This window comes from Acinetobacter sp. YH12219 (genome assembly GCF_013417875.1).
Classification (GTDB): domain Bacteria; phylum Pseudomonadota; class Gammaproteobacteria; order Pseudomonadales; family Moraxellaceae; genus Acinetobacter; species Acinetobacter amyesii.
In genome coordinates, this window is record NZ_VPDC01000003.1 from 112531 (window position 1) to 135280 (window position 22750).

Annotated in this window: 20 protein-coding genes; 14 read left to right on the forward strand and 6 right to left on the reverse strand. The window is 40.6% G+C overall.

Annotation, left to right across the window (positions count from 1 at the left end):
- Nucleotides 1-162: 162 nt before the first annotated feature.
- From FTV04_RS02790 to FTV04_RS02820, 7 genes are all read left to right on the forward strand, one after another.
- On the forward strand, nt 163-2178 hold the full coding sequence (locus FTV04_RS02790) for a hypothetical protein (RefSeq protein ID WP_180088533.1): 2016 nt from the start codon (nt 163-165) through the stop codon (nt 2176-2178).
- Between the two features lie 96 nt (nt 2179-2274).
- Nucleotides 2275-3990 carry an AAA family ATPase gene (locus FTV04_RS02795; protein ID WP_180063146.1) on the forward strand — a complete coding sequence of 572 codons (1716 nt, stop codon included), beginning with the start codon at nt 2275-2277 and terminating at the stop codon, nt 3988-3990.
- A 148-nt stretch (nt 3991-4138) separates the two neighbouring features.
- The gene (locus FTV04_RS02800) at nt 4139-5125 is read left to right on the forward strand and encodes an ion transporter (RefSeq protein ID WP_180007353.1); all 987 of its coding nucleotides are present in this window, start codon (nt 4139-4141) and stop codon (nt 5123-5125) included.
- A 181-nt stretch (nt 5126-5306) separates the two neighbouring features.
- Entirely contained in the window at nt 5307-6227 is a 921-nt protein-coding gene (locus FTV04_RS02805; protein ID WP_180088534.1) for a LysR family transcriptional regulator, read from the forward strand.
- A gap of 69 nt (nt 6228-6296) precedes the next feature.
- On the forward strand, nt 6297-6563 hold the full coding sequence (locus FTV04_RS02810; RefSeq protein WP_233944309.1) for a gamma-glutamylcyclotransferase family protein: 267 nt from the start codon (nt 6297-6299) through the stop codon (nt 6561-6563).
- A 248-nt stretch (nt 6564-6811) separates the two neighbouring features.
- Nucleotides 6812-7822, forward strand: a complete 1011-nt coding sequence (locus tag FTV04_RS02815) for a sensor domain-containing diguanylate cyclase (RefSeq protein WP_180088536.1) — start codon at nt 6812-6814, stop codon at nt 7820-7822.
- A gap of 318 nt (nt 7823-8140) precedes the next feature.
- Nucleotides 8141-9307: a CynX/NimT family MFS transporter gene (locus tag FTV04_RS02820; RefSeq protein WP_257220951.1), complete on the forward strand. Its 1167-nt coding sequence runs from the start codon at nt 8141-8143 to the stop codon at nt 9305-9307.
- Between the two features lie 32 nt (nt 9308-9339).
- On the opposite strand, the gene FTV04_RS02825 is transcribed toward FTV04_RS02820, so the two are convergent.
- Entirely contained in the window at nt 9340-9795 is a 456-nt protein-coding gene (locus FTV04_RS02825) for a DUF441 domain-containing protein (RefSeq protein ID WP_180003104.1), read from the reverse strand.
- A 151-nt stretch (nt 9796-9946) separates the two neighbouring features.
- Between FTV04_RS02825 and FTV04_RS02830 the strand changes: the two genes are divergently transcribed.
- Complete coding sequence (locus FTV04_RS02830; RefSeq protein ID WP_180088540.1) at nt 9947-10666, forward strand: pseudouridine synthase; 720 nt, start codon at nt 9947-9949, stop codon at nt 10664-10666.
- Between the two features lie 181 nt (nt 10667-10847).
- On the opposite strand, the gene FTV04_RS02835 is transcribed toward FTV04_RS02830, so the two are convergent.
- The 3 genes from FTV04_RS02835 to FTV04_RS02845 all read right to left on the reverse strand — a co-directional run bounded on the left by FTV04_RS02835 (nt 10848) and on the right by FTV04_RS02845 (nt 12755).
- Nucleotides 10848-11291, reverse strand: a complete 444-nt coding sequence (locus tag FTV04_RS02835) for a GNAT family N-acetyltransferase (protein WP_180063143.1) — start codon at nt 11289-11291, stop codon at nt 10848-10850.
- Nucleotides 11292-11389: 98 nt separating this feature from the next.
- A complete protein-coding gene (locus FTV04_RS02840; RefSeq protein WP_078189014.1) occupies nt 11390-11737 on the reverse strand; it encodes a type II toxin-antitoxin system RelB/DinJ family antitoxin in 348 nt (115 codons plus the stop codon).
- 112 nt (nt 11738-11849) lie between these two features.
- Nucleotides 11850-12755, reverse strand: a complete 906-nt coding sequence (locus FTV04_RS02845; RefSeq protein WP_180088542.1) for a pseudouridine synthase — start codon at nt 12753-12755, stop codon at nt 11850-11852.
- A 135-nt stretch (nt 12756-12890) separates the two neighbouring features.
- Between FTV04_RS02845 and tsaE the strand changes: the two genes are divergently transcribed.
- From tsaE to hfq, 4 genes are all read left to right on the forward strand, one after another.
- Complete coding sequence (tsaE, locus tag FTV04_RS02850) at nt 12891-13370, forward strand: tRNA (adenosine(37)-N6)-threonylcarbamoyltransferase complex ATPase subunit type 1 TsaE (RefSeq protein WP_180007348.1); 480 nt, start codon at nt 12891-12893, stop codon at nt 13368-13370.
- On the forward strand, nt 13360-15372 hold the full coding sequence (gene mutL / locus FTV04_RS02855) for a DNA mismatch repair endonuclease MutL (RefSeq protein ID WP_180007347.1): 2013 nt from the start codon (nt 13360-13362) through the stop codon (nt 15370-15372). The genes tsaE and mutL overlap by 11 nt, the downstream gene beginning before the upstream one ends.
- 6 nt (nt 15373-15378) lie before the next feature.
- A complete protein-coding gene (miaA, locus tag FTV04_RS02860; RefSeq protein ID WP_180026934.1) occupies nt 15379-16323 on the forward strand; it encodes a tRNA (adenosine(37)-N6)-dimethylallyltransferase MiaA in 945 nt (314 codons plus the stop codon).
- 92 nt (nt 16324-16415) lie between these two features.
- The gene (hfq, locus tag FTV04_RS02865; RefSeq protein ID WP_180026935.1) at nt 16416-16925 is read left to right on the forward strand and encodes an RNA chaperone Hfq; all 510 of its coding nucleotides are present in this window, start codon (nt 16416-16418) and stop codon (nt 16923-16925) included.
- A 153-nt stretch (nt 16926-17078) separates the two neighbouring features.
- Here the strand turns inward: hfq and FTV04_RS02870 are convergent, their stop codons facing one another.
- Both FTV04_RS02870 and FTV04_RS02875 read right to left on the reverse strand, forming a co-directional pair.
- Nucleotides 17079-18386: a peptidylprolyl isomerase gene (locus FTV04_RS02870; protein ID WP_180088544.1), complete on the reverse strand. Its 1308-nt coding sequence runs from the start codon at nt 18384-18386 to the stop codon at nt 17079-17081.
- Nucleotides 18386-20866 (reverse strand): LPS-assembly protein LptD, encoded by a 2481-nt coding sequence (locus FTV04_RS02875; protein WP_180088546.1) that lies wholly within the window; start codon nt 20864-20866, stop codon nt 18386-18388. Before FTV04_RS02875 ends, FTV04_RS02870 begins: the two co-directional genes overlap by 1 nt.
- Nucleotides 20867-20986: 120 nt before the next feature.
- On the opposite strand from FTV04_RS02875, the gene FTV04_RS02880 reads away from it, so the two are divergent.
- Nucleotides 20987-22000, forward strand: a complete 1014-nt coding sequence (locus FTV04_RS02880; RefSeq protein ID WP_180026938.1) for an aminoglycoside phosphotransferase family protein — start codon at nt 20987-20989, stop codon at nt 21998-22000.
- Nucleotides 22000-22689 (forward strand): N-acetylmuramate alpha-1-phosphate uridylyltransferase MurU, encoded by a 690-nt coding sequence (murU, locus tag FTV04_RS02885; protein WP_180026939.1) that lies wholly within the window; start codon nt 22000-22002, stop codon nt 22687-22689. The genes FTV04_RS02880 and murU overlap by 1 nt, the downstream gene beginning before the upstream one ends.
- Nucleotides 22690-22750 lie beyond the last annotated feature (61 nt).

Consider the following 22750-nt stretch of genomic DNA (forward strand, 5'->3'; position numbering starts at 1 on the left):
CATGGTGAATTTTGTCACAACAATAGCCTTTAGATTATTTTATTTAACGCCTTCGTATTGACCTTTTGTACAGCTATTTGGCCGATTAATGGCAGTAGTCGGAGCATTAAACTTTGACTATAGTGAAGGTTGCAAAATAATCAACGATCGTTAGGGCGGAAGATGGAACAGAACAGCTTGACCCCGCAGCTTGAGCATATTGCTCGGCAACTTATTCGAATATCTCCAAGTTTAAAGCAGTTGTATCAAGAGCAAATGGATCTTGCTACAGCACTCAATTCACAAAATATCTTTAAAATTGAGCAAGAGCAGCACCGCATTCAACTGTGTAATGGACTGTGGGCCTTACAACTACAAAGTCGTGAATCAATTGGTTATCAGTTTCCTAGAAGTTCGTTTAGACCTATCAAAATTGCTGAATTGCATTCGACAGTGCCTTGTATTGAGACAATAGAAGATTTCTTATTTCATGAATTATATTTTTTTACTGGAGACCTAAAGCCGCAACATTCACTTTTGCTCAGAGAAAAAGCACAGCAGTTTAGACAATTGATCTTACAGTCGATTTTTCAACATCTAAATGGGCCAGCGCGTGTTCAGCAGTTTTTAGCACAGATGACAGCAGTTGAAGCGCAAATTTTTGATCAGCTGATGCAAGAGCAGCAGATTTATCAGACACCGCTATTACAAACGTATATCGAATGCCAAATCTGTCTACCACTTTGGTTGATGCAAAAGATTGAGCAGATGTTTGCGCTTCATTCACTTACAGAAGCTGAAATATTGCCGATACAGCTCTTGATGGATAGTTTGGACGAGATTTGTTTTGCTACAGCACAATTTTTAGATCCGACCATATACCGGATCATGAGTTTGAGCTATGAAGATCGGTTCAATTTACAAGAATTAAATGAACATATAGAAGATATTATTTTGTTGCTCGACCATGCATATGAGCGTCCCAATTTGCTGGGTTTTATTCGTTTGATGCATCGGGATGTTTGGGCAGAGCAGGACATATTAAGCCATAGCAATTTTGTGCAAGCCACAGCAATTTGGCAAAAAAAATGTGGAAAACTCCCTTTACTCGACAACAACCGTGCAGTGCGATGGATGTTCAAGCAGTCAGCCGAAGTGTTGGATTGGCTGAGTCGTAATTTTCAACACAGTAATGTACGAGTGGCTGTGACGGCATTAAGTTTTGTCGATACGCAGCATATTCATCCCGCATTGATTCTTGCAACCCTACAACATTTTCAATTTGTTGCAGCGCGCTTATTTATTCAAAATTGCCATACGATTGCGCATGAACATGATTGGTTTAATCATGAAAAAAATCTACAGTTTGTTTTACAGCGAAAATATCAGCAGCATGATGACCATCGTGTAGTGATCAGCCCATCGATTTTGTATTTAGATGAGTGGTTGATCTTAATGCGACAGGTATTAGGCGCGGAGGATCAGGCCATAAAAAAAGTCTATCTACCTTTGAGCCGTATTATGCAGGCCTATCTGCAACATTTAGTACGTTGTACGCAGCATTTACCGCAGGCTTTGATGGATTATATCCGTCCAGAAACCCAAGAAAATCGCCAGTTTTTAAGTATGTTACGACAGCATAAAATTCAACTGCAGGATTTTCGAAATTTATTTTATTTAAAGCATGCTAATTTAAGAGTATCTGTATTTGATGCATATGTGCGTGACTATGTTAGTGCGACTTATTCTACAGGTCATACAGTCCCTAAAAATATTACCTGGAATGGGGTCTTTCATCAGGCGGTGCATTGGCATGCTAAGCAACAAAAGCAAGAAATGTTAACTCAATTAAAGCGTAAATTTGCGACAACAGTCTGGCAGCCATTTACAACAGAAGACAAAATATATTTTCAAGATTGGGTCTTTGAAGAATTAAAAACCATCGATCGAATTATTGATGAATCTATTCACTTTAAACATTGTTTGGCATCAAGTTATAGCGCCAGTATCATTGCAAGAGTATATGTAGCTTTTCATATGTACCATCCCATTTTGCATGTATCGATGACTTTGGGCTGTCATGTGCAAAACCACATTTTGGTTTTTGATCAACTTGAGTATTCAAATAATACCCAAGCAGAAATAGAAAAAGTAAATATCGCCAAAGAATTTTTAAATAGGTTCAATAGCTTAAAGTAAGATTGGCGAAATACGGATTTAGGAAACTGTGTTGTGCGCTTAACTTTTGAGTCAAAAATCGTTAGGCTATAGCCGTTCTTTTACGGTATAGGTCTTATGAAACAAGAAACTGCACTCAAGCTGCTCAAAGCAGGCGAAAATGTGTTTTTAACAGGTTCGGCTGGTGCAGGGAAAACTTATACTTTAAATCAGTACATCAATTATCTAAAAGCGCGCAAAGTGCCGGTGGCAATTACGGCTTCTACAGGGATTGCTGCAACCCATATGAATGGCATGACAATTCATACATGGGCAGGGATTGGGATTAAAGATGCGATTTCCGAAGATGAGTTAAAGCGCTTAAAAGAACGTAAATATTTAAAAGAGCATTTGGAAAATGCCCAAGTTTTAATCATCGATGAAATTTCGATGTTGCATGCCAAGCAATTAAACTTGGTGAATAAAGTTTTAAAATTTTTTAAAGACAGTGAAGATGCTTTTGGGGGGATTCAAGTCATTGTTGCAGGTGACTTCTTCCAGTTACCCCCTGTGGGACGCAAAGGTGAATTAAACCGTGACAAGTTTTGCTTTATGTCTGAGGCATGGGTAGAAGCGAAGTTTCGCGTGTGTTATTTGACCGAACAACATCGTCAGGGTAATGACTATCTCAATGATATTCTAAATGCGATTCGTGCTCAGCAAATTACGGGCGATCATTTGCATGCTTTAAGGCAGACAAGTTCACAAAATATAGGTGAAACCTTTACGCGCTTGTATACCCATAATATGGATGTAGATAGTATTAACTATAAACATCTAAATGAAATTGAACAGGAATCTCGCCAGTTTGATGCTCAATGCGATGGTAATGACAAACTGATTGAAACCTTAAAATCTTCAGTGCGTGCGCCGGAAACTTTGACCTTAAAGAAAAATGCTAAAGTGATGTTTGTAAAAAACAACTTTGACGTGGGCTATATCAATGGCAGCCTCGGTGAAGTGATAGGTTTTGAAGAAGATGATGAATATGGCATCTTGCCTAAAGTAAAACTTACGGACGGCACGACCTTAGTGGTCGAACCTGAAACATGGTCTGTCGATAATGATGATGGTAAAACCATTGCCAGTTTCCAACAAATTCCACTGCGTTTGGCCTGGGCGATTACCATTCATAAATCTCAAGGGATGACCCTTGCAGCGGCTGAAATTAACTTGACCCATACTTTTGAGAAAGGTCAGGGTTATGTGGCATTGTCGCGTTTAAAAACATTAGATGGTTTGCGTTTACTTGGTTTTAATGAACAAGCCTTAGAACTCGACAGTTTGGCGATTAAAGCCGATCGACGCTTTCAGGAACTCTCTGACGAAGCGGAAACCAATTTTGCAGAGGCTGATTTAACCGTACAACATAAAGCCTTTATTCGCCACTGTGGCGGAACACTGAATGAAGTGGAAATCGAGCGCAATGAAAAGAAAATTGCCAAAACTGGTGTGAAACAAAGCTTTGCCACAGCGACTTTAGATCAAACTCGTGAGTTGTTTGAGGAAGGTTATGAAATTCAAGATATTGCTGTGGAGCGTGGTTTAACACAAGCTACGATTATTAATCATTTGGCTCGTCTGCAAAAAGAGCAAGGTTTGGATATCTCGGTGGCACATCCGGGAGAAGATGTGGTTGAGCAGGTGCGTAAAATCTATAAACGTTTGGCGAAACGACAAGACCCAGCACATTATAATGATGACGGCACGGTTAAGTTGCGTCCAATTGTGGAGTTAACCAGTCCACGCATGGGATATGACCAAGTTCGTTTGGCTTTATTATTTGTGGAATAATGGATATATGGTGCATACGAAAAATACTGATGAATAAAGTGTGGTTAATATCGTTCAATAGATTTAACAGTAGACTGTCTAAAGGATTCGTATTTTTCCTAAGCGATGGTTTACACTGTAGCAAGTTAATTTGCTAACGATTTGAATTATGACTTTTAGTGCATGGTATTCACTGCGTAAATTTGTCTATAACAATTTACATAATGATGATTATGAAACTAAATTTAGTCATTTTCTCAACTATGCTTTGATATTGCTGATTTTAGGTAATGCTGCTGCGGTTTTACTCGAATCGGTCAATGATATTTATTTGTCTTATCAAGTTTACTTTGATTTTTTTGAAAATTTTTCAATCATTGTATTTAGTGTTGAATACGTATTGAGGCTTTGGTCGATTGCAGATAAAGACCCATTTTACTCCGCTTGGCGTAATCGTTTGAATTGGGTAAAAAGTGGTGGCGCAATTATTGATTTATTGGCAATTTTACCTGCATATCTAAATTTCTTTGTCCATTTTGATTTGCGTTTTTTACGTATTTTACGATTACTGCGTTTATTAAAATTAACTCGATATTTTGTGTCGTTGCAAATTTTGTTACGTGTCATTGAACGTGAAAAAGGTTCATTTCAAGCTGTTGTTTTTATTTTATTTATTATGATTATTATGGCCGCAGCTGGGGTGTATTTAGTTGAGAGTAAAGCACAGCCAGAGGTCTTTAGTTCTATTCCTGCGTCCATGTGGTGGGCTGTTGTTACTTTAACGACGGTCGGTTATGGCGATGTAACACCGATAACCCCTGTTGGGCGGATATTAGGTGCAATGATTACGATATTAGGGGTTGGCTTGGCAGCATTGCCAGCAGGTATTTTAGCCAATGGTTTGGCACATGAATTGGAGCAACGCAAACAACAATTAGAACTCAGTTTTCGTGAGTTGATTCAAAATCGTGAAATTGATTTTGTACTTGAGCCTGAAAAAATCGAAGAAATCCGAAAAACAGTGGGTTTAACCCGTGAGCAAACACAGGATATTATTTGGCAATTGTTACGTGAGCAAAAAGAGGAATCATTAAAGCAGGAGCGTGAGCAGTATGCATATTGCCCGCATTGTGGAAAAAAATTACCTGATTTGTAATGTGAAAAAAACACATTAGCTAAAGATGATTCAGTAAAACTTGATGAAGTATATTCATGTGAATAAAAAATAGTTAAATAAAATTTATGATGAATATGATTCATAAATATCATGATATGATAAATATAATTTAAAAATACTGATTTTCAGCTCATTCAGTATGTCGTTTGTGGAACTCATTATGTTGGAATTACGCCATCTCAAAACCTTATTGGCACTCAGAGAACACGGCTCTTTGGTCGCTGCATCTAATGATCTGTGTTTAACGCCTTCTGCACTTTCACACCAGTTGAAAGAGCTAGATCATTGGTATGGGGTAGAGGTGGTGAACCGACGCACACGTCCTGTTACTTTTTCGAATGTTGGGCAACGTTTACTACGCCTTGCTGATGATATTTTGCCGCAAGTTCAAATTGCGCAATCGGACATTACACGTATTGTGCATGGTCAAACCGGCCGAATTATTTTTTCTTCAGAATGTCATAGTTGCTTTGACTGGCTGATGCCGTTATTGAATGTCTACCGTCAGCAATACCCCGATGTAGATTTGGACTTTGCCTCTGGCTTTGAAGCCAATCCGCATGAACTATTACAAACAGGCGAGTTTGATCTTCTGATTACGGCAGATCCGATTAATTTAAAAGGTGTGGAATATTTCCCAATCTTTGAATATGAGTCTCGTTTGGTATTGTCCAATACACATCCATTGGTTCGTGCGACAAATGTGACTGTTCAAGAATTAGCAGAAGAAACGCTGATTACCTATCCGGTCGATAAACATCGTTTAGATATCATGGCGAAATTATTTTTACCGGCTAATATTCAGCCTAAACAGGTCCGTACCACAGATTTGACCCAGATGTTGATTCAGTTGGTTGCAAGCGGTCGTGGTATCGCGGCATTACCTGATTGGGTGGTAAATGAATATGAGCAAAAAGGTTGGGTGACCTCTCGGCGCTTAGATTGTGTTTCACCTGAAGGTTTAAGACGAACTTTGTACGCCGGCTATCGTACCGAAGAGGCTGAAAAAAGCTATTTTGAAGGCTTCCTAAAACAGTTGGCCAAATTCTCACAAAAACGCAATCAATATTATGCCAACTAAGGAGGATCTATGACTCAGAGTCTTTTTGTATACGGGACATGACGTCTAGGTCAGCCCAATGCACACGTGATGGAGCGTATTGGTGACGAGTGGAAGAAAGGTGTAGTTTGGGGTGAATTAGAACATAAAGGCTGGGGTGCGGCGATGGGCAGTCCGGGTATTCGTTTATCGAAGGCAGGTCAAGCCATTGAAGGCTATGTTTTTATCTCTGAAAATTTAGCGGCACATTGGGCGGCTTTAGATGAATTTGAAGGGGCTGAATACCAACGTGTGGCTGTAGATGTGCAATTGGAAGGCGGAGAATGGATGCAGAGTGAAATTTACGCGTTGAAATAATATCGTGAGGGAGAGTCGTAAAATACGTGGGCCATACATCATGACTTTCCCCAACCTTCGATATGTGTATCGATGATTCTGCTTGCTCTGTTGTTTCCTTGAGTGCAATTTTTTAAAGAGCCGTATCTAAAAGAGTTGTATCTAAAGTGCTTGAATGCACAGAAATCACTTTAAGATTGCTATACAAGTGGATGAATAATTTTTAGAATTGAGCTGTATCTCACATTGAACCCTGTTTGAACTCAATCATGCCCAATTCTATAGAACCATCACCAACTCAACTCATGTCTGTGATTCAAACGCAGACAGCTATTGCCAAACTGGGTTTAGATCTAAATGCAGTGATGACCGTGGTCGCAGAACAGGCGCAGCAGATTACACACGCTAAAGGTGCAGTTGTAGAGTTGGCTGAAGATGGTGATATGGTCTATCGTGCAGTGTCTGGCGGGGCGAGCCATTTACTGGGTTTAAGACTTCATATTGAAAATAGTTTATCGGGTCTATGTATAGCGCAAAAACAAACACTGTATTGCCAAGATTCGGAAACAGATGCACGGGTAGATCGCGTGGCATGTCAACGTGTCGGATTGCGTTCGATGGCTGTGGTGCCATTGATTCACTGTGATGAAGGTGTTGGTGTTTTAAAGATTTACTCTGACCAAGTCGATGCTTTTCAGGAAGCTGATTTACATATATTGAGTTTGATGTCGGAGTTGATCGCTGCGGCGATGTACCATGCGACACGTTTCGGTGCGACAGAGCTATATAAATTGGCGACTCAAGATAGCTTAACCGGCTTAGCTAATCGGGCTTTGTTTGTCGACTTTTTACGTCAAGGGATAGAAAAAGCACGTGCGCAGAAAAAAGTGTTGGGTATCTTGATGATTGATATGGATGGTCTGAAGCCGATTAATGATCAGTTTGGACATCGCATTGGGGATGCTGCACTGAAAGAAATCGCGCAGCGCATTTTGCGTGAAACGCGTCAAGATGACTTGGTTGCACGCTTGGGCGGTGATGAATTTGCTGTGATTTTAACCAATATTGCCAACTTAGAGCGTGCGCAAAAGGCGATGAATCGAATCGCAGAAAGTTGCGGACTGCCATTTGCATTCGAGCAAATGAGCTTGAAAATTGGTGCTAGTATTGGCATGGCTTTATTTCCAGAGGATGCCGAATCCATCGATCAATTGGTCGAAATGGCTGATTTAAAAATGTACGCCAATAAGCGTGAACGGAAACAAATCAATCCTGAATAACTCACTGCCTAAATATCTCACTGCTTAAATAATTCACTCATAGTTATGCAGGTAAATTCGTTCACTACCTTCATATTATCTAAAGTATCGCAAAACGTTTTGATGAAAACTTGTCCTGTCTCAAACAAATGCAGATGAAATGACTAAGTATCGTTGTTTAATTTAAATCAAAGTGCGCTTAGCATGTGACGGTGCAAGATGATTAAATAATTGAAAAATCATCTAAGGTCATTTGTTTTTTGACTCAAAATAATATTTTGAATTGTTAAGCTGTGCACTATTGCATGGCGAAAAGAGCATGACAATTCAATGAAAGGGATGTCAAAAGATTTATTCATTATTGCGGCAGGTTTTATTGCTGCAATGCATATCGGGAAACTACCGCCCGCAATACCTGTATTACAACAGCAACTCGGCATTAGCTTTATTCAGTCTGGTTTATTGCTCTCACTAGTACAGGGTGCAGGAATGTGCTTTGCATTGTTGATTGGTAGTTATATCCAAAAAATTGGATTTAAACTGTGTATCTTATTGGGCTTAAGTCTATTGACGATAGCAAGTGCATGGGGGAGCTTTGCACAAAGCTTTGATGTCTTGTTGCTACTGCGTGTCATAGAAGGATTTGGATTCTTATTGGTGACACTCACAGGGCCTGCATTTATCCGTCAGCTTGTACCGCTACAGCACATCAGCGCAAAGATGGGACTGTGGAGTGCTTATATGGGCGGAGGTATGGGGATAGCATTATTGGTTGCGCCATTTCTAATTGCTCAATATGGTTGGAGTGTGGTTTGGCTCAGTTTCGCTATGATTACTGCAGCATTACTACTCTGTATCGCCATGTTTATTCCTCAGCCTAATGTGGCGCTGAATACAACACCTATTATTGGTCTCATTAGAGATACTTTGAAACATCCTGCAGCATGGCTTTTGGCGCTCATTTTTGGGACATATGCAGGGCAGTGGTTTGCATTGGTAGGCTTCTTACCGATGATTTATGCCCAAAACCAAATTTCAGCAGAACTGGCGGGTGCTTTAACAGCCAGCGTTGCCGTTGCCAATGCGGTGGGTACATGGGGGTGTGGACTGTTATTACAGCGTGGTTTTCAAGCTAAAACTTTAGTCCAACTGGGTTTTGCCGTCTTGATCATTTGCTCCTTAGGATTTTATCTCTTTAAAGATGCGTTACCGTTTTTACTGCAATATTTAACGGTGTTCAGTTTTTCGCTATTTGGTGGCTTAGTTGCTGCGACCGTCTTTGCGCAAGCACTACATTTTGCACCTTATCCTGCGGCAATCAGTACGACGGTCGGCATGATTTTACAATGTTCTGCCATATCACAATTTGTTCTGCCACCTGTGATTGCCACCGTAGTTTCACAGACTGGAGCGTGGTTCTGGGCAGGTATCTTGATGTCAGCGTTGTCATTCGTTGGAATCATGCTTAGTCGACGTTTATTTCAAATGCAGCATGGCTCAAATTAAAATTTTGTTAAACCGCTATGTCAGCAACGGCTTTATTGTTTAATCCCAATCAGTAGCGACAAGATGCCTGCTGCAATGAGTGGGCCGACAGGTACACCGCGCAGCATCGCAACACCTGCGACTGTCCCAATTAATAGTCCGGCAACTACATCTGGCTGATTGGACATCAGTTTGACACCACGTCCGCCTAGCCATGCGACAAAGATGCCAATGGCGATTGCGACGAGGGATTTCCAACTTAAAAAGGATTTTAAAATCGAATCACCAGGAATTTTTCCGCTAGCGATCGGCGTGAGTACGCCAATGGTTAAAATAATAATGCCAATGTTTAAGCCATATTGTTGCAGATAGGGGAAAAATTCACTTAAAGGCGTGATGCGGAAAATAATCAAGACACCTGCTGCTATGGTGATCGCTGTATTGTGGCTAAAGATGCCACAAGCCAATAACACCAATAACACGATCAGATTTAAATCCAACTGAGACATAGGATATTCGTGAGAAACTTCAATAAATAATCAATAGTGTAGCGCAGAAACATTAAAAACTGGCGTTCAAGATTATTTCCGCTATTTTTCCTGCAAGTTGGCTCGTGGTTCAGTATAAAATAGCAATATATGGTGTTTATTAGGTTGTTCTATGTTTTTGGAAAAAATGCTGCAATCACAAGGTTTTGGTTCGCGTAAATATTGCCAACAGTTGATTAAAAATGGTGCGGTCGAAATACACGGTGAGATTGTAGATAATCCAAAGCAAAAGCTGGACTTGAATGATTTAACTTACAGTGTGCATGGACAGGACTATACCTATCGTGAGCATGTTTATATCGCGTTAAATAAACCTCAAGGTTATGAATGTTCGCATCAGGCAACCCATCATTTTAGTGTTTTTGAATTATTTGATGATGTGCTGTTAAATCGTGGTTTGCAATGCGTCGGTCGACTGGATCAAGACACCACTGGACTGTTGCTGCTCACGGATGATGGTCAATATCTGCAAGCGCTGACACACCCTAAAAAGCATGTTGCCAAAGTATATTCGATGCATACCGCAGATCCTGTGACACCTGAGCAAATACAACAATTAGAACAAGGCGTGGAGCTGCGAAACGAAAAAGGCATTTTCGCTGCAACCGATGTGCAGCTATTGGCTTCACAGCAATTACAAATGACTGTTCATCAAGGGGTATATCATCAAGTGAAACGGATGTTGGCGGCTGTCGGCAATAAAGTTGAAACATTACATCGTGCTCAAATAGGACAATTAAAGCTTGAAGATATTGCTGAGGGTGAATGGATCTATTTGAATGCAGAGCAAATTGAACAATCGAAATTTCGTGAAAATCTAAATTCACAGTAATAGGTACAGGGCTTTGATACGTCATCATTTGAAGGATGAATGTGCGGTATTAAAGCCCTTTAATATGTCTGCTGTCTGCTGTCTGCTGTCTGCTGTCTGCTGTCTGCTGTCTGCTGTCTGCTGATCTAAAGATGCGTTTTTCAACATGCTTTGTTGATGTATTTTAAAGCTGAGCAATGCATTAGCGAATAAAGTAATGATAGGTTTGAAATTCATCATCTTTAATGAAGCCCATCGATTCATAGAGTTGATGTGAGTGATAGTTATTTTTTTGAGTTTCGAGGCTGATTCGAAGCGCGCCTTCATGTTGAGCAAAGAGAACCGCAGTATCGATCAATTGTTTGGCTGAACCTTGACGACGATATATAGGGCTGACATAGACATCATCTAAAATATAGTAGGTTGAACAAGCCACAGATGAAAAGCCCAAATATAGTAAGATAAACCCAGTAATCACATCATCTTTTAAGCAAATAAAAATTACGCTTTCATTATTTTCAAAACGTTGTCTTAGAAATTTATATGAAATATCAAGATTAGAAGAGGTGCCATAAAATTGGCGATATTCATCAAATAAAACAGCAAGTGGATGAAGGTCTGCTTCTGTTGCGCGTCGAACGATCATTTTTTTCTATACTCCATGCTATTTTTATCAGTCTTGCATGAAGCATATCGAATTTTCGAAATTGGTTGATTTATAAATTGTTTATAAATGCGACAGTGTTAAGTTTTGTCACCTTCACCCAAAATTGCATTGAGCTCTTCAAACAAGTCGAGATGATCATCATCTAATAATGGATCATTATTTAAAATTTCTAATTCCGCAGGGCTAATTTCAGTGGTTGAAATGGCTTGAGCTTCTTGTTGTTTTAATTTACGTAACTTAATCAATTGTTCAATATTGATATTTTGGTTTTCAATAGAGAAGGGGATCGATTTGGTTAAAACAACTTGTTTAAAGAATAGACGTACAGCCTGTGCAGGTGTAATGCCTAATTGCTTAAACACGGCAAAGGCCTGTTTCTTTTCCTGTGAATCGAGGCGGATTTGGTAGACTTCAGTTTTTCTCATATTCTTAGAAAGCTTTAAAATACTTAACTTTTCGCATTTATTCTAATCAAAACTATCATAAATTCAAGAATGTTCGGCAGTATTTTATCAATTTAATGTAATGACAATCGATTTACAGTGTCAATTCATAGGCAGAACTGAATTGAAAAGCCTGCTCTGTCACAGGATCGATAAACTCAAGATGTTTCGCAAGTAGTTGTAAAGGTTGGCTGAAATCATCCTCTGCCTTATGTTGCACTACTGGATAAAAGGGGTCGTTTTGAATTGGAATGCCCAAAGCATTTAAATGCACACGGAGTTGGTGCTGCTTGCCGGTATGTGGCTTTAATTCATACTTGGCACGGTTTCCATGCTGCTGGATCAGCTGAATGAAGGTTTCACTATTAGGCTCACCATCTACTATTTGCATTGTATAAAAAGGCTGACCTTTTTCCATACGATAGCGAGTTGTGATTGGGAAATTTAATTCATCTCGATAAGCTGCAATGGCATGATAGTTTTTTTGAACGTTTCGAGTGGCAAACATTTGTTGATACAGCCCACGGCTTTCGACACATTTGGAAAACAGCACCACACCTGCAGTTTCACGGTCTAAACGATGAATCGGCGTTAGCTGTTCAAGCTGCGTTTGTTTTTTGAGTCGAACCAATAAGGTTTCTTGTACATACTGACCGGTTGGACTCATGGTGAGAAAATGTGGTTTATCGACCACAATGAAATGATCATTTTCAAACAAAATCTGATGCTCAAAAGGAACATGGATTTCATGCGCTAAGAATCGATAATAATAAACATGACGATTGGCTTCAAAAGGACTGTCTATCGTTAAAACGTCACCATTTGCGGCATAGACCAATCCATCCTTAAATCGTTGTTGCCACTCTGCTGCTTGGATATGAGGAAATTGTTCACACAAATATGCATAGACGGTAGAGGCTTGCGTGTGTTGACCGTCAAGGAAGACTTTGCTGGCACTAACACCATTGATCATTGGGGGAGTAAATTCAAAACTGTGCATGAAGAAAGATCTAAAAACTGAGCAAATAAAGCAGAGAACACATCATGAAAAATGCTCAATCTGTAGTGTGAACATATCCATTTTAGCCAGTGCGATGCTATCATATTTAATTCTTATGTACATGTTGTGAGTAATATGCAGTATTCATTCAGTCTGGAACTTAATAGTGAAGTCGATACCCAAAACTTAGCTACCGTACTGGCGACGCATTTTACGACGGGTGTAGCGTATTTAATTGGTGACTTGGGTGCAGGAAAGACCACGTTAACACGTTATTTTTTACAACACTTGGGTCATCAAGGTGCGGTAAAAAGTCCAACCTATACATTGGTTGAACCTTACAATATTCAAGGACAAGATATTTTTCATTTTGATTTATATCGTCTGAATGACCCTTATGAGCTTGAACTTATGGGTATCCGTGATTATTTAGAAACGCCGAACGCCCTATTTTTATTTGAATGGCCATCTAAAGGGGGCGACGAAATCCCTGAGGCTGATTTAATTATTAATATTGAAAAGTCTGCGGATGAAACCACCCGTACAGCGACTTTAAGCTCTTCTTCAGAAACTTTGCAAAACGCTTTGGAGCAAAAATTTAACCATGCTGAATGAAATCAGTGCCCGCCGCATTCGAACGCTTGATCCTGCCTTAGCCAACCAAATTGCCGCAGGGGAAGTGATTGAACGTCCTGCTTCTGTGGTCAAAGAATTACTGGAAAATGCCATTGATGCAGGGGCGACTGAGCTGATTGTTCGTATTGAACAAGGCGGCAGTACACTGATTGAAATAATAGACAATGGTCGGGGTATTCACCCTGAAGATCTACCTTTGGCGGTCATGCGCCATGCCACAAGTAAAATCCAAACTGCTGAAGATTTGCATGCCATTGTAAGTCTAGGTTTTCGTGGGGAAGCCTTGGCTTCGATCGCTGCGGTGTCTCGTTTGACTTTGACCAGTAGCCAAAATGATGACGGTGTAGGCTATCAGGTCGAAGTAAATGGCACTGCATTTGATTCGCAAGAAATTCAGCCTGTGGCAGCGACGCAAGGCACCACCATCCGTGTGCAAGATTTATTTTTTAATGTGCCTGCACGGCGTAAGTTCCTCAAAAAACCGGGGACTGAGTTTGGACATATCGAAGAAATTGTCCGTCGTTTGGCACTGACCCATTTTGATATACGTTTTGTCCTTGAGCATAACAATAGTATTAAGCTGAACTTGCCGATTGCAGACAGTGGCGCGCTCCGTTTTCAGCGGGTACAACAATTATTAGGCCGTCAATTTACTGAAAATGCGTACTGGATAGATGCTGATAGCGTCAATATGCGTCTCAGTGGTTGGTTAGGCCATCCTTCAGATGCACGTGCGCAGGCCGATATGCAATACGTATATGTGAATGGACGTATCGTAAAAGACAAGACCGTTTCACATGCACTTCGCATGGCTTATGACGGTATTTTGCATGGGCATCAACATGCCGCTTATTTGTTATTTATGGAAGTTGATCCTGAAAATATCGATGTGAATGTGCATCCGACCAAGCATGAAATTCGGTTTCTAAATCAACGTGAAGTACATGAGTTTGTGCGCCATTTTGCCAAATCGACTTTAGCGCAATTTCAAACCGCGACAGCCGAATTGTCATCTGCAATGAAACTCGACGGGCAGGCACACGAAAATATTATTCCGCAGCCGCGTCATCAGGAACAATTTTCATTACATCAATCTCAGCCAGTTGCAGAGCAAGGCTCAAATTTTGTCAGTCCAGAGATCTCAGGCGGACTCACTGACTTTAGTTCACCTGCAACAGTGCAATATGCTTCTAATCATGCGCCAACAGGGCAGGAAGCTTATACACAGCAATATTCAAATGCGTCGAACAATAGTGCTGGATATCAGTCAAATTTAGCGGGTTCCAGACAGCTCAATAATGCATTGCAAAGTTATTTGGCGCCTTTACGTCAAACTGAGTCGTTAAATGATCCGGATACCGCATTGGCTGAACATATTCAGCAGAAAGTCGATGAGCATCCTTTGGGGATTGCCATTGCGCAATTGCATGGTATTTATATTTTGGCCCAAAACACCGAAGGTTTAATCATTGTTGATATGCATGCTGCGCATGAGCGCATTGTTTTACAACAAATGAAAACGGCTTGGGATAAACCTGAGTTTTGGACATCACAGCAATTGCTGATTCCTAAAGTCGTCAGTATCAGTCGGATGCAAGCGATGCGCGTCGATGAGCTCAAAGAACAATTGGCACGCCTAGGTTTAGAAATAGACCAATATGGCGATGAGCAAGTCATTGTTCGTGGTGTTCCTGCCATTTTGCATAAAGCAGACTTTGATGCGCTGATTCCAGATTTATTAAATGATTTAGACCCAAGTGATCAGGTTGCAGGGTTACTACAAAAGCGTGATCAAATATTGGCAGGCATGGCTTGTCATGGCGCTGTACGCGCACACCGTATTTTAAGTCTATCTGAAATGAATGCATTACTGCGTCAGATGGAACAAACTGAATTTGCCAGCCAATGTAACCATGGACGTCCGACGTGGCGTGCGTTTCCATTGGCACAGCTAGATAAACTTTTTGCTCGGGGAGAGTAGTTTTACATGTCAAATCAATTGCCGGTCATCAACTTAATGGGACCAACTGCAAGCGGTAAAACCGCCTTGGCATGTGAGTTATACGAGCAAGGTGGATTCGAATTAATTTCAGTCGATTCTGCTTTGGTTTTTCAGGATATGGATATTGGTACGGCCAAGCCGAGTAAAGCTGAGTTGGAGAAATATCCACATCATTTGATTGATATTATCAGTCCGCTAGAAGTGTATTCGGCAGCGAACTTTGTGGAAGATGCGTGTGTGCTGATTGATGATATGCATGCCCGAGGTAAAACACCGATTTTAGTCGGTGGCACGATGTTGTATTACAAAGCTTTATTGGAAGGGTTGTCTTCAAACTTACCAAGTGCAGACTATGCTGTACGTGCTGAAATTGAAGCCAAAGCTGAGTCGCAAGGTTGGGACGCTGTATATGCAGAACTGTGCAATGTAGACCCATTGGCAGGTGAAAAATTTAAACCGAGTGATAAGCAACGAATTATCCGTGCGCTCGAAGTTTTTAAATTAACAGGTAAACCCATTACGCAGTTACAAGCTGAGCAACCTAAAAACGTACCATACCGTTACAATTTTCATAATTACGCATTATTGCCAGACCGATTAGAATTACATGAGCGTATAGCTCAACGTCTAAAAATAATGTGGGAAATTGGATTTTTAAATGAAGTGAAAGCTCTCATTGAAAAATACGATTTAGATGAAAATTTACCCTCTATGCGCTCAGTTGGATATCGTCAAGCTTTAGATTTTTTGAAAAATAGTGATCAAAGTAGCGAAAAACAGAGTGAAATGGAGGATAAGGCACTTTTTGCAACACGACAACTTGCAAAACGTCAATATACTTGGTTAAGATCTTTGCAAGAAACGCATAAATTTACTACATATTTAACTGCGCAGCAGGCTCAAGAAGACTTGCGAAAGTGCTACGGATAAAGCAAAATTTACAGACTACCTTTTTGATAATTTTTAATTGAAAAGTAAAGGTAGCTTTTGCGCTGATTTTTATTATTTTTTGGAGTTATAACATGTCTAAAGGTCAAACTTTACAAGATCCGTTCTTAAATTCTCTCCGTAAAGAACGTATTCCAGTGTCGATCTTCCTTGTAAACGGTATTAAATTGCAAGGTCATATTGAATCTTTCGACCAATACGTTGTTTTATTAAAAAATACTGTAAGCCAAATGGTTTACAAACACGCTATTTCAACTGTTGTTCCAGCACGTAACCCACGTCCTGCTGGTGCTCCTGCTGGTGCTCAAGGCGCTGCTGGCTTCGGTGGTCAACAAGGCGGCTTCGGCGGTCAACAAGGTGGCTTCGGTGGTCAAGGTGGCTTCGGTGGTCAAGGTGGCTTCGGTGGTCAAAGTGGCTTTGGTGGTCAAGGTGGCTTCGGTGGTCAAGGTGGCTTCGGTGGTCAAGGTGGCTTTGGTGGTCAAGGTGGCTTCGGTGGTCAAAGTGGTTTCGGCGGTCAAAATGCTGGTTTTGATGGCGAAACTAAATTTGAAGATGCTCAAGACGACGAAAACAACAATCGTTAATTGAATTAAAAAAAACCTCCCAAATGGGAGGTTTTTTTGCCTATAAAAGAGTAGATTGTTTTCACAAAGGGTATGTAATAATTACTAAAGTGCTGAATGATGATAAGAATCGACATAAAAAAACCAGCCGAAGCTGGTTTTTTGTTTATTCACTTATTTCTTTTTACGATCTAGAGTAGGATCTTTAATTTCAACATAGGCATTGTTGCGAATTTCACGTAACCAGCTGTCCAGTTCAGTGTCAAATTGACGCTCACCTAAAATCTGACGTGCCATACGTTCTTGTACTTCATGAGTCATATCTTGTTGACGTGTATCGGTCACTTGAAGGATGTGCCAACCAAACTGTGACTGAAAAGGCTTGCTGATTTCACCTTTCGCTGTTGATTTCATCATTGCTTCAAATTCTGGAACCATAACACCTGGGCTAACCCAACCTAAACTACCACCATTGGCAGCAGAACCAGTGTCATTCGAGAACGTTGAAGCTAAGACTGCAAAATCTTCACCCTTTTGCAGGCGATTATACAAGTTGTCGATCATTTGCTTGGCATTTTCAGGACTCACGACCTCAGATGGTTGAATCAGGATATGGCGAGTTTGGTATTGAGGAACAATGGCTTTTTGTTCGCCACTTTTACGGTCGACCAATTTTAAAACATGAACGCCATCACGTACTGAAATTAGTTCAGTGGTTTGACCAACTTGCAAAGGAGCTACACGTGCAGCAAGTTCATCTGGAATATCAGATAAGTTGCGGAAGCCCATATCGGCACCGTCAACTTTAATATCTTTGGTACTGTATTTGCTAGTAATCGCTTTTACATCGTTGCTTGCTGCAAGTTCCTTACGAATGTCTTCCGCGATTTTAACGGCATTATCACTGCTAGCTACACGTACATGTAAGACATGAACTTGATTACCTAACGCAGCTTGACCTTGTGGTGAGCTTAAGAAGTTTTTCACATCTTGATCACTGATTTGAATGCGAGAAGTGACCAACTGTTGGCGTAGGCGTTGTAACGCGATGTCTTCAGCGATACGTGCACGTAAACCTGCATAGGTATTTGGTGCAACAGCATCTAATTTTTGCTGAAACGCTTCTAAGCTTGGAGAGCCGGCATTTTTCGCAACTTTAAGTACGGCTTCATTGAGTGATTTTTCATCCGCTTTGACGTTATAGCGTTTCACTTGTTCAAGCTGTGCTTGGCGCGTAATCAGCTGTTCTAAAGCTTGTTGCTGCAAGTATTCGGTCGGTGGGATGGTTTGTTTTTTTGCTTGAAGTTGGTGAGTAATTTCGGCAATGCTTTGATCAAGATCACTACGTAGAATCACGCTATTGTCAACGACAGCTACAATTTCATCTTTAGGTTGCGCAGCAGCAAATACAGATACAGAAGTCGATAGGCAAAGTGCCAAGGCTGACGCTTTAAAAATTTGTTTTAACTGTTTTGTCTTCATTAACGTTCTGTCCAAGATTGATTAATATTGTTAAAACCCAACACTCGGTTTTCAAGCAAAGAGGTTAATTTATTGTTGAAGCCACCTAAACCTTTTAGGGTGAACTCCGCCATAATGGCACGTTTTGGTTTAACATCTGAAGATGTTACATCATCTAAATCGTTATAGTACGAACGACCATAAACTGAAACACCCCAGCAGCATGACTCGTAGTTCACACCAAGTAAATATTCACGCGCAATACTGTTGTCGAGGTCATATTGTGCATGACCGATAATACGCCAGTTATTGTGTATAGGTTGAATAAACGATGCTATTGCTTGGTCATAGCTGTCTTGGCGGTTCGGAATGTCTTTACGATGGAAATAACCGACATTGTATAAATTGCCTTTATTTCCTGTGTAATACATTTGAATATCGCGCTGAGCATTATCACCATTCGCCATCCATGCAGAATTGGCATTCACACTGATGCTGTCAGATAGCTGGCTAGAAATGCTCACGACAGGGCCGGTATGGCGTTCGGTATCAAATTTATCAGAGACGTTGTTTAGCGTGACGCGGCGGTCTTCGAAATAGAAACTTTGACCAACGCTAGCTTTTAAACGCTCAAGACCTACATCATCAAATAAACTATAGCTTAAACCTAGAGATGCGAAGTTGTTGTCTTCTAAACGGTCATTACCGTAGAAACGACGCGGGCTAAACAACTGGTCATAGTTAATTGATGCTGTGGTTGAGTCAAAGTTTGGGTTAGTGTCTTGGTTTTTGTATGGAGAATACGCGTAGAAGAAACGTGGCGTTAAAGTTTGTAGATAACGACCTTCGCGCTCCATCACAAGACCCGCATCTAAAGTAAATTGCGGTACAATGACCGATTTACTTTCACTACTAGAGTGATTGTTATTTGTATTGGCACGATCAACAGTATCTTGATCATAAATCGTGTTTACGTTACGAATAGACACTTCTGGAATTACAAAAGACCATGGGTTACGATAGTTATAACGCACACTAAAGTCGTTATAAATACGTGCACCACTTGGCTCATACATTGTCGCATCACTATTGTTTTGCGGAATATTATCGCCACGCAGATTCTTTTTAAAATATGCTGTATCGTTGTTAAATTCGTACTGTAAGCCGAGCGGATTACCAGTCTTGTAGTTCAGTAGGAATTGCGGCAAGCGCGCATACGGACGGTCTTCATCACTGACAGTTTTATCCAGTGTTTGGAAGTCTTCAACTTTAAGCTGTGCTTTTAGGCCGGGGATACCATTTTTATAATTGAGTTCCCATGCACGGCGTAAGTTCAGGTCAGTTTTTGAGTTTGGATTATTATTGAGATCTGAGAAATAGTCTTTATCAGATGCATAGTTATATTCTAAATTTGTCGTGAATTGATCGTTAATTTTCCAGTTATGGAGGAAATGTAAGTCTTTACGATCTTGATCGTCATACTTTTGGTCGGATGGTAAATAACCACCCCAAACCATCCCTGAACCAAAATTTTTAGTTAAATAACGGAATTCACCTTCCATCATTGCGCCACGATCTGCGATATAACGCGGCGTTACTGTAGCATCATAGTTTGGTGCAAGGTTCAGATAAACCGGTACTGCGAGTTCAATACCACCGTCATTGGTAAAACCAAAGCTTGGGGTCAAAATACCTGTGGTACGGCGGTCATCAATCGGGAAGTTGAAGTAGGGTACAGCCATGACCGGAACATCTTTTACATAAAGTGTTGTTCCTTTTGTTTCGCCACGACCAGTTTCTTGATTCAGCTTAATTTTGTCTGCTTGAATTTTCCACGTTGGTTTTTCATCGGGTGGACAAGTGGTATAAACCGCATTTTCTAATTCAAGTGTTTCGGTTGAAGTGCGTGAAATTTTTTCAGCACGACCATGCGCATGTTGCTGTTCAGCAATAAAGAAACTGTTATTTAAATCACCCTGTTGGGTTTTTAAATTGTAATCAATGGAATCGCTTTGAGAGATCAACCCAGACTGTGCCATTTGTACGCGGCCAGACGCATTGGCATAGGTTTGGGTTTTATCAATTTTGATTTGATCGGCACGAATTTGACGACCTTCTTGGTCAATCAGTACATTACCTTCAAGAATGGAATCGCCATTCGGGTCAAAATGACCATAGTCTGCGGTAATGGTAGAGGTTGCATCTTCAGGTGCGACTGCTTTCGTTGTTGGCGCAACAGGGGTAATCCACGTGCCTGTACAAAACGCTGAACTTAATTGATTGGTGTTGCGAATCTGTGCTTCAGGTGCAGACTTATCGACATAATATTGTTCGAAGAACTGCTGCCCCGGATAAGCTTCTGAAATGCTTTGTTTGAGTTGTTCTGTATCGTCATCCGTGGACGGGTTTGAAACAGGTGCTGCATAGCTTGGTAACGAGCTACCACATAGAAGGGTTAAGATCGCAGTCGCTAAAGGATTAAATTTAAACTGATGCTTCATTTGTCTCATTAACCAGGTATGCTTAATCGCAATTAATTATTGTCGCATCATAGAGAAAAAGTTGATAAGTAGCTACACTTAGCACTTTAAAAACTCAGCCTGTATTAGAATTTATCGCAAATGAATACACAACGTGAACAATTGATACAAACATGGATTTCATCTGTACTCGGTTCAGATCAATTTGAAATTAACTTCTTAGCAGGCGATGCAAGCTTCCGTCGTTATGCACGAATCAAATTGAATAATAAAACATTTATGCTTATGGATGCACCACCAGAAAAAGAAGATTGTGGTCCTTTTGTGTCGATTGATGAATTTTTTGATGCACATGGTGTGCGTGTACCACATATCGTGGCCAAAGACCTTGATCAAGGCTTCTTATTGTTAGAAGATTTTGGTGATGTTTTGTTGTCGACATTGTTAAATGATCAAACAGTAGACGCACATTATGCTCAAAGTTTTAAACAGTTGATTCAATTACAGTCAATTGATGGTGCTGCTCATTTTCCTGCATATGCCTATGAAAAGCTGATTTCTGAAATGGAGCTGTTAACCGATTGGTTATTGCCATCTCTACAAGTGCAGCCAACTGCAGAAGAATCGGCACTCATTAAACGTACCTTTGCTATCTTAGCCAATGCTGCATTGGCTCAGCCTCAAGTGATTGTGCATCGTGATTTTCATAGCCGTAATTTGATGGTACTTGACGGTGAGCAAGATCAGGGCGTGATTGATTTCCAAGATGCTGTGATTGGTGCAGATACTTATGATTTGATCTCAATCACACGTGATGCTTATGTGCAGTGGAATGCAGATCGCGTTTATGCATGGTTTAAAACATTCTATGATTTGCTACCTGCATCGGCAAAAGAAGGTCGTAGCTTTGAGCAATTCAAACAAGACGCAGACCTCATGGCGATTCAACGTCATATCAAAATTTTAGGTATTTTTGTGCGCTTATTTGAGCGTGATGGTAAGTCAGGTTATCTCAAAGATTTGCCGCGTGTGATGTGGTATTTACTTGAAGAAAGTAAACCGTATGCAGAATTACAACCTTTTATGCAATTTATTCAGGCTAAAGTATTGCCGAAATTTGAAGCCAAATACGGCACTTATGAGGTTGTTGCATAATGAAAGCCATGATTTTAGCGGCGGGTCTCGGAAATCGGATGCGCCCTTTAACATTGTATAAGCCAAAGCCGTTGCTTGAAGTGGGTGGAAAACCACTGATTGTTTGGCATATAGAAAAGCTAAAAAAAATTGGTGTCACTGAAATCATCATCAATTCTGCATGGCTTGCAGATATATTGATTGGTACATTGGGTGATGGTTCGCAGTTTGGTGTGGATATTCGCTGGACACGTGAAGCAGAAGGCTTGGAAACAGCCGGTGGTATTATTAATGCCTTACCTTTGCTTGGAACAGAACCGTTTATTTTAGTCAATGGTGACGTTTGGACGACCTACGATTTTTCAGCCTTGCTCAATGTTGAGCTAAAAGATGACTTGGCACACTTGGTCTATGTGACTAACCCAACGCAACATCCAAAGGGTGATTTTATCTTGGATGCAGGGCGTAGTTATACCTTTGAGCAAGAACATACAGGCGAGGCACTCACCTATAGCGGGATCGCAGTTATACATCCAAACATGTTTAATGGATTGGAAGCTGGTAAGCGTCCGCTCGCACCTTTATTGAAACAAGCTATGTTGGATGGAAAAATTTCTGCAGAGAAAATGCAAACTGCGTGGGTTGATGTTGGCACACCTGAGCGTTTAAGTGATCTAGATCTACAGATTCGCCAAGGCATGTACGATTAAGTGCATATTCGCTAAGCGTTAGCTACTGTTCCACGGCTTAGAAATCGGTATACTTCAGTTA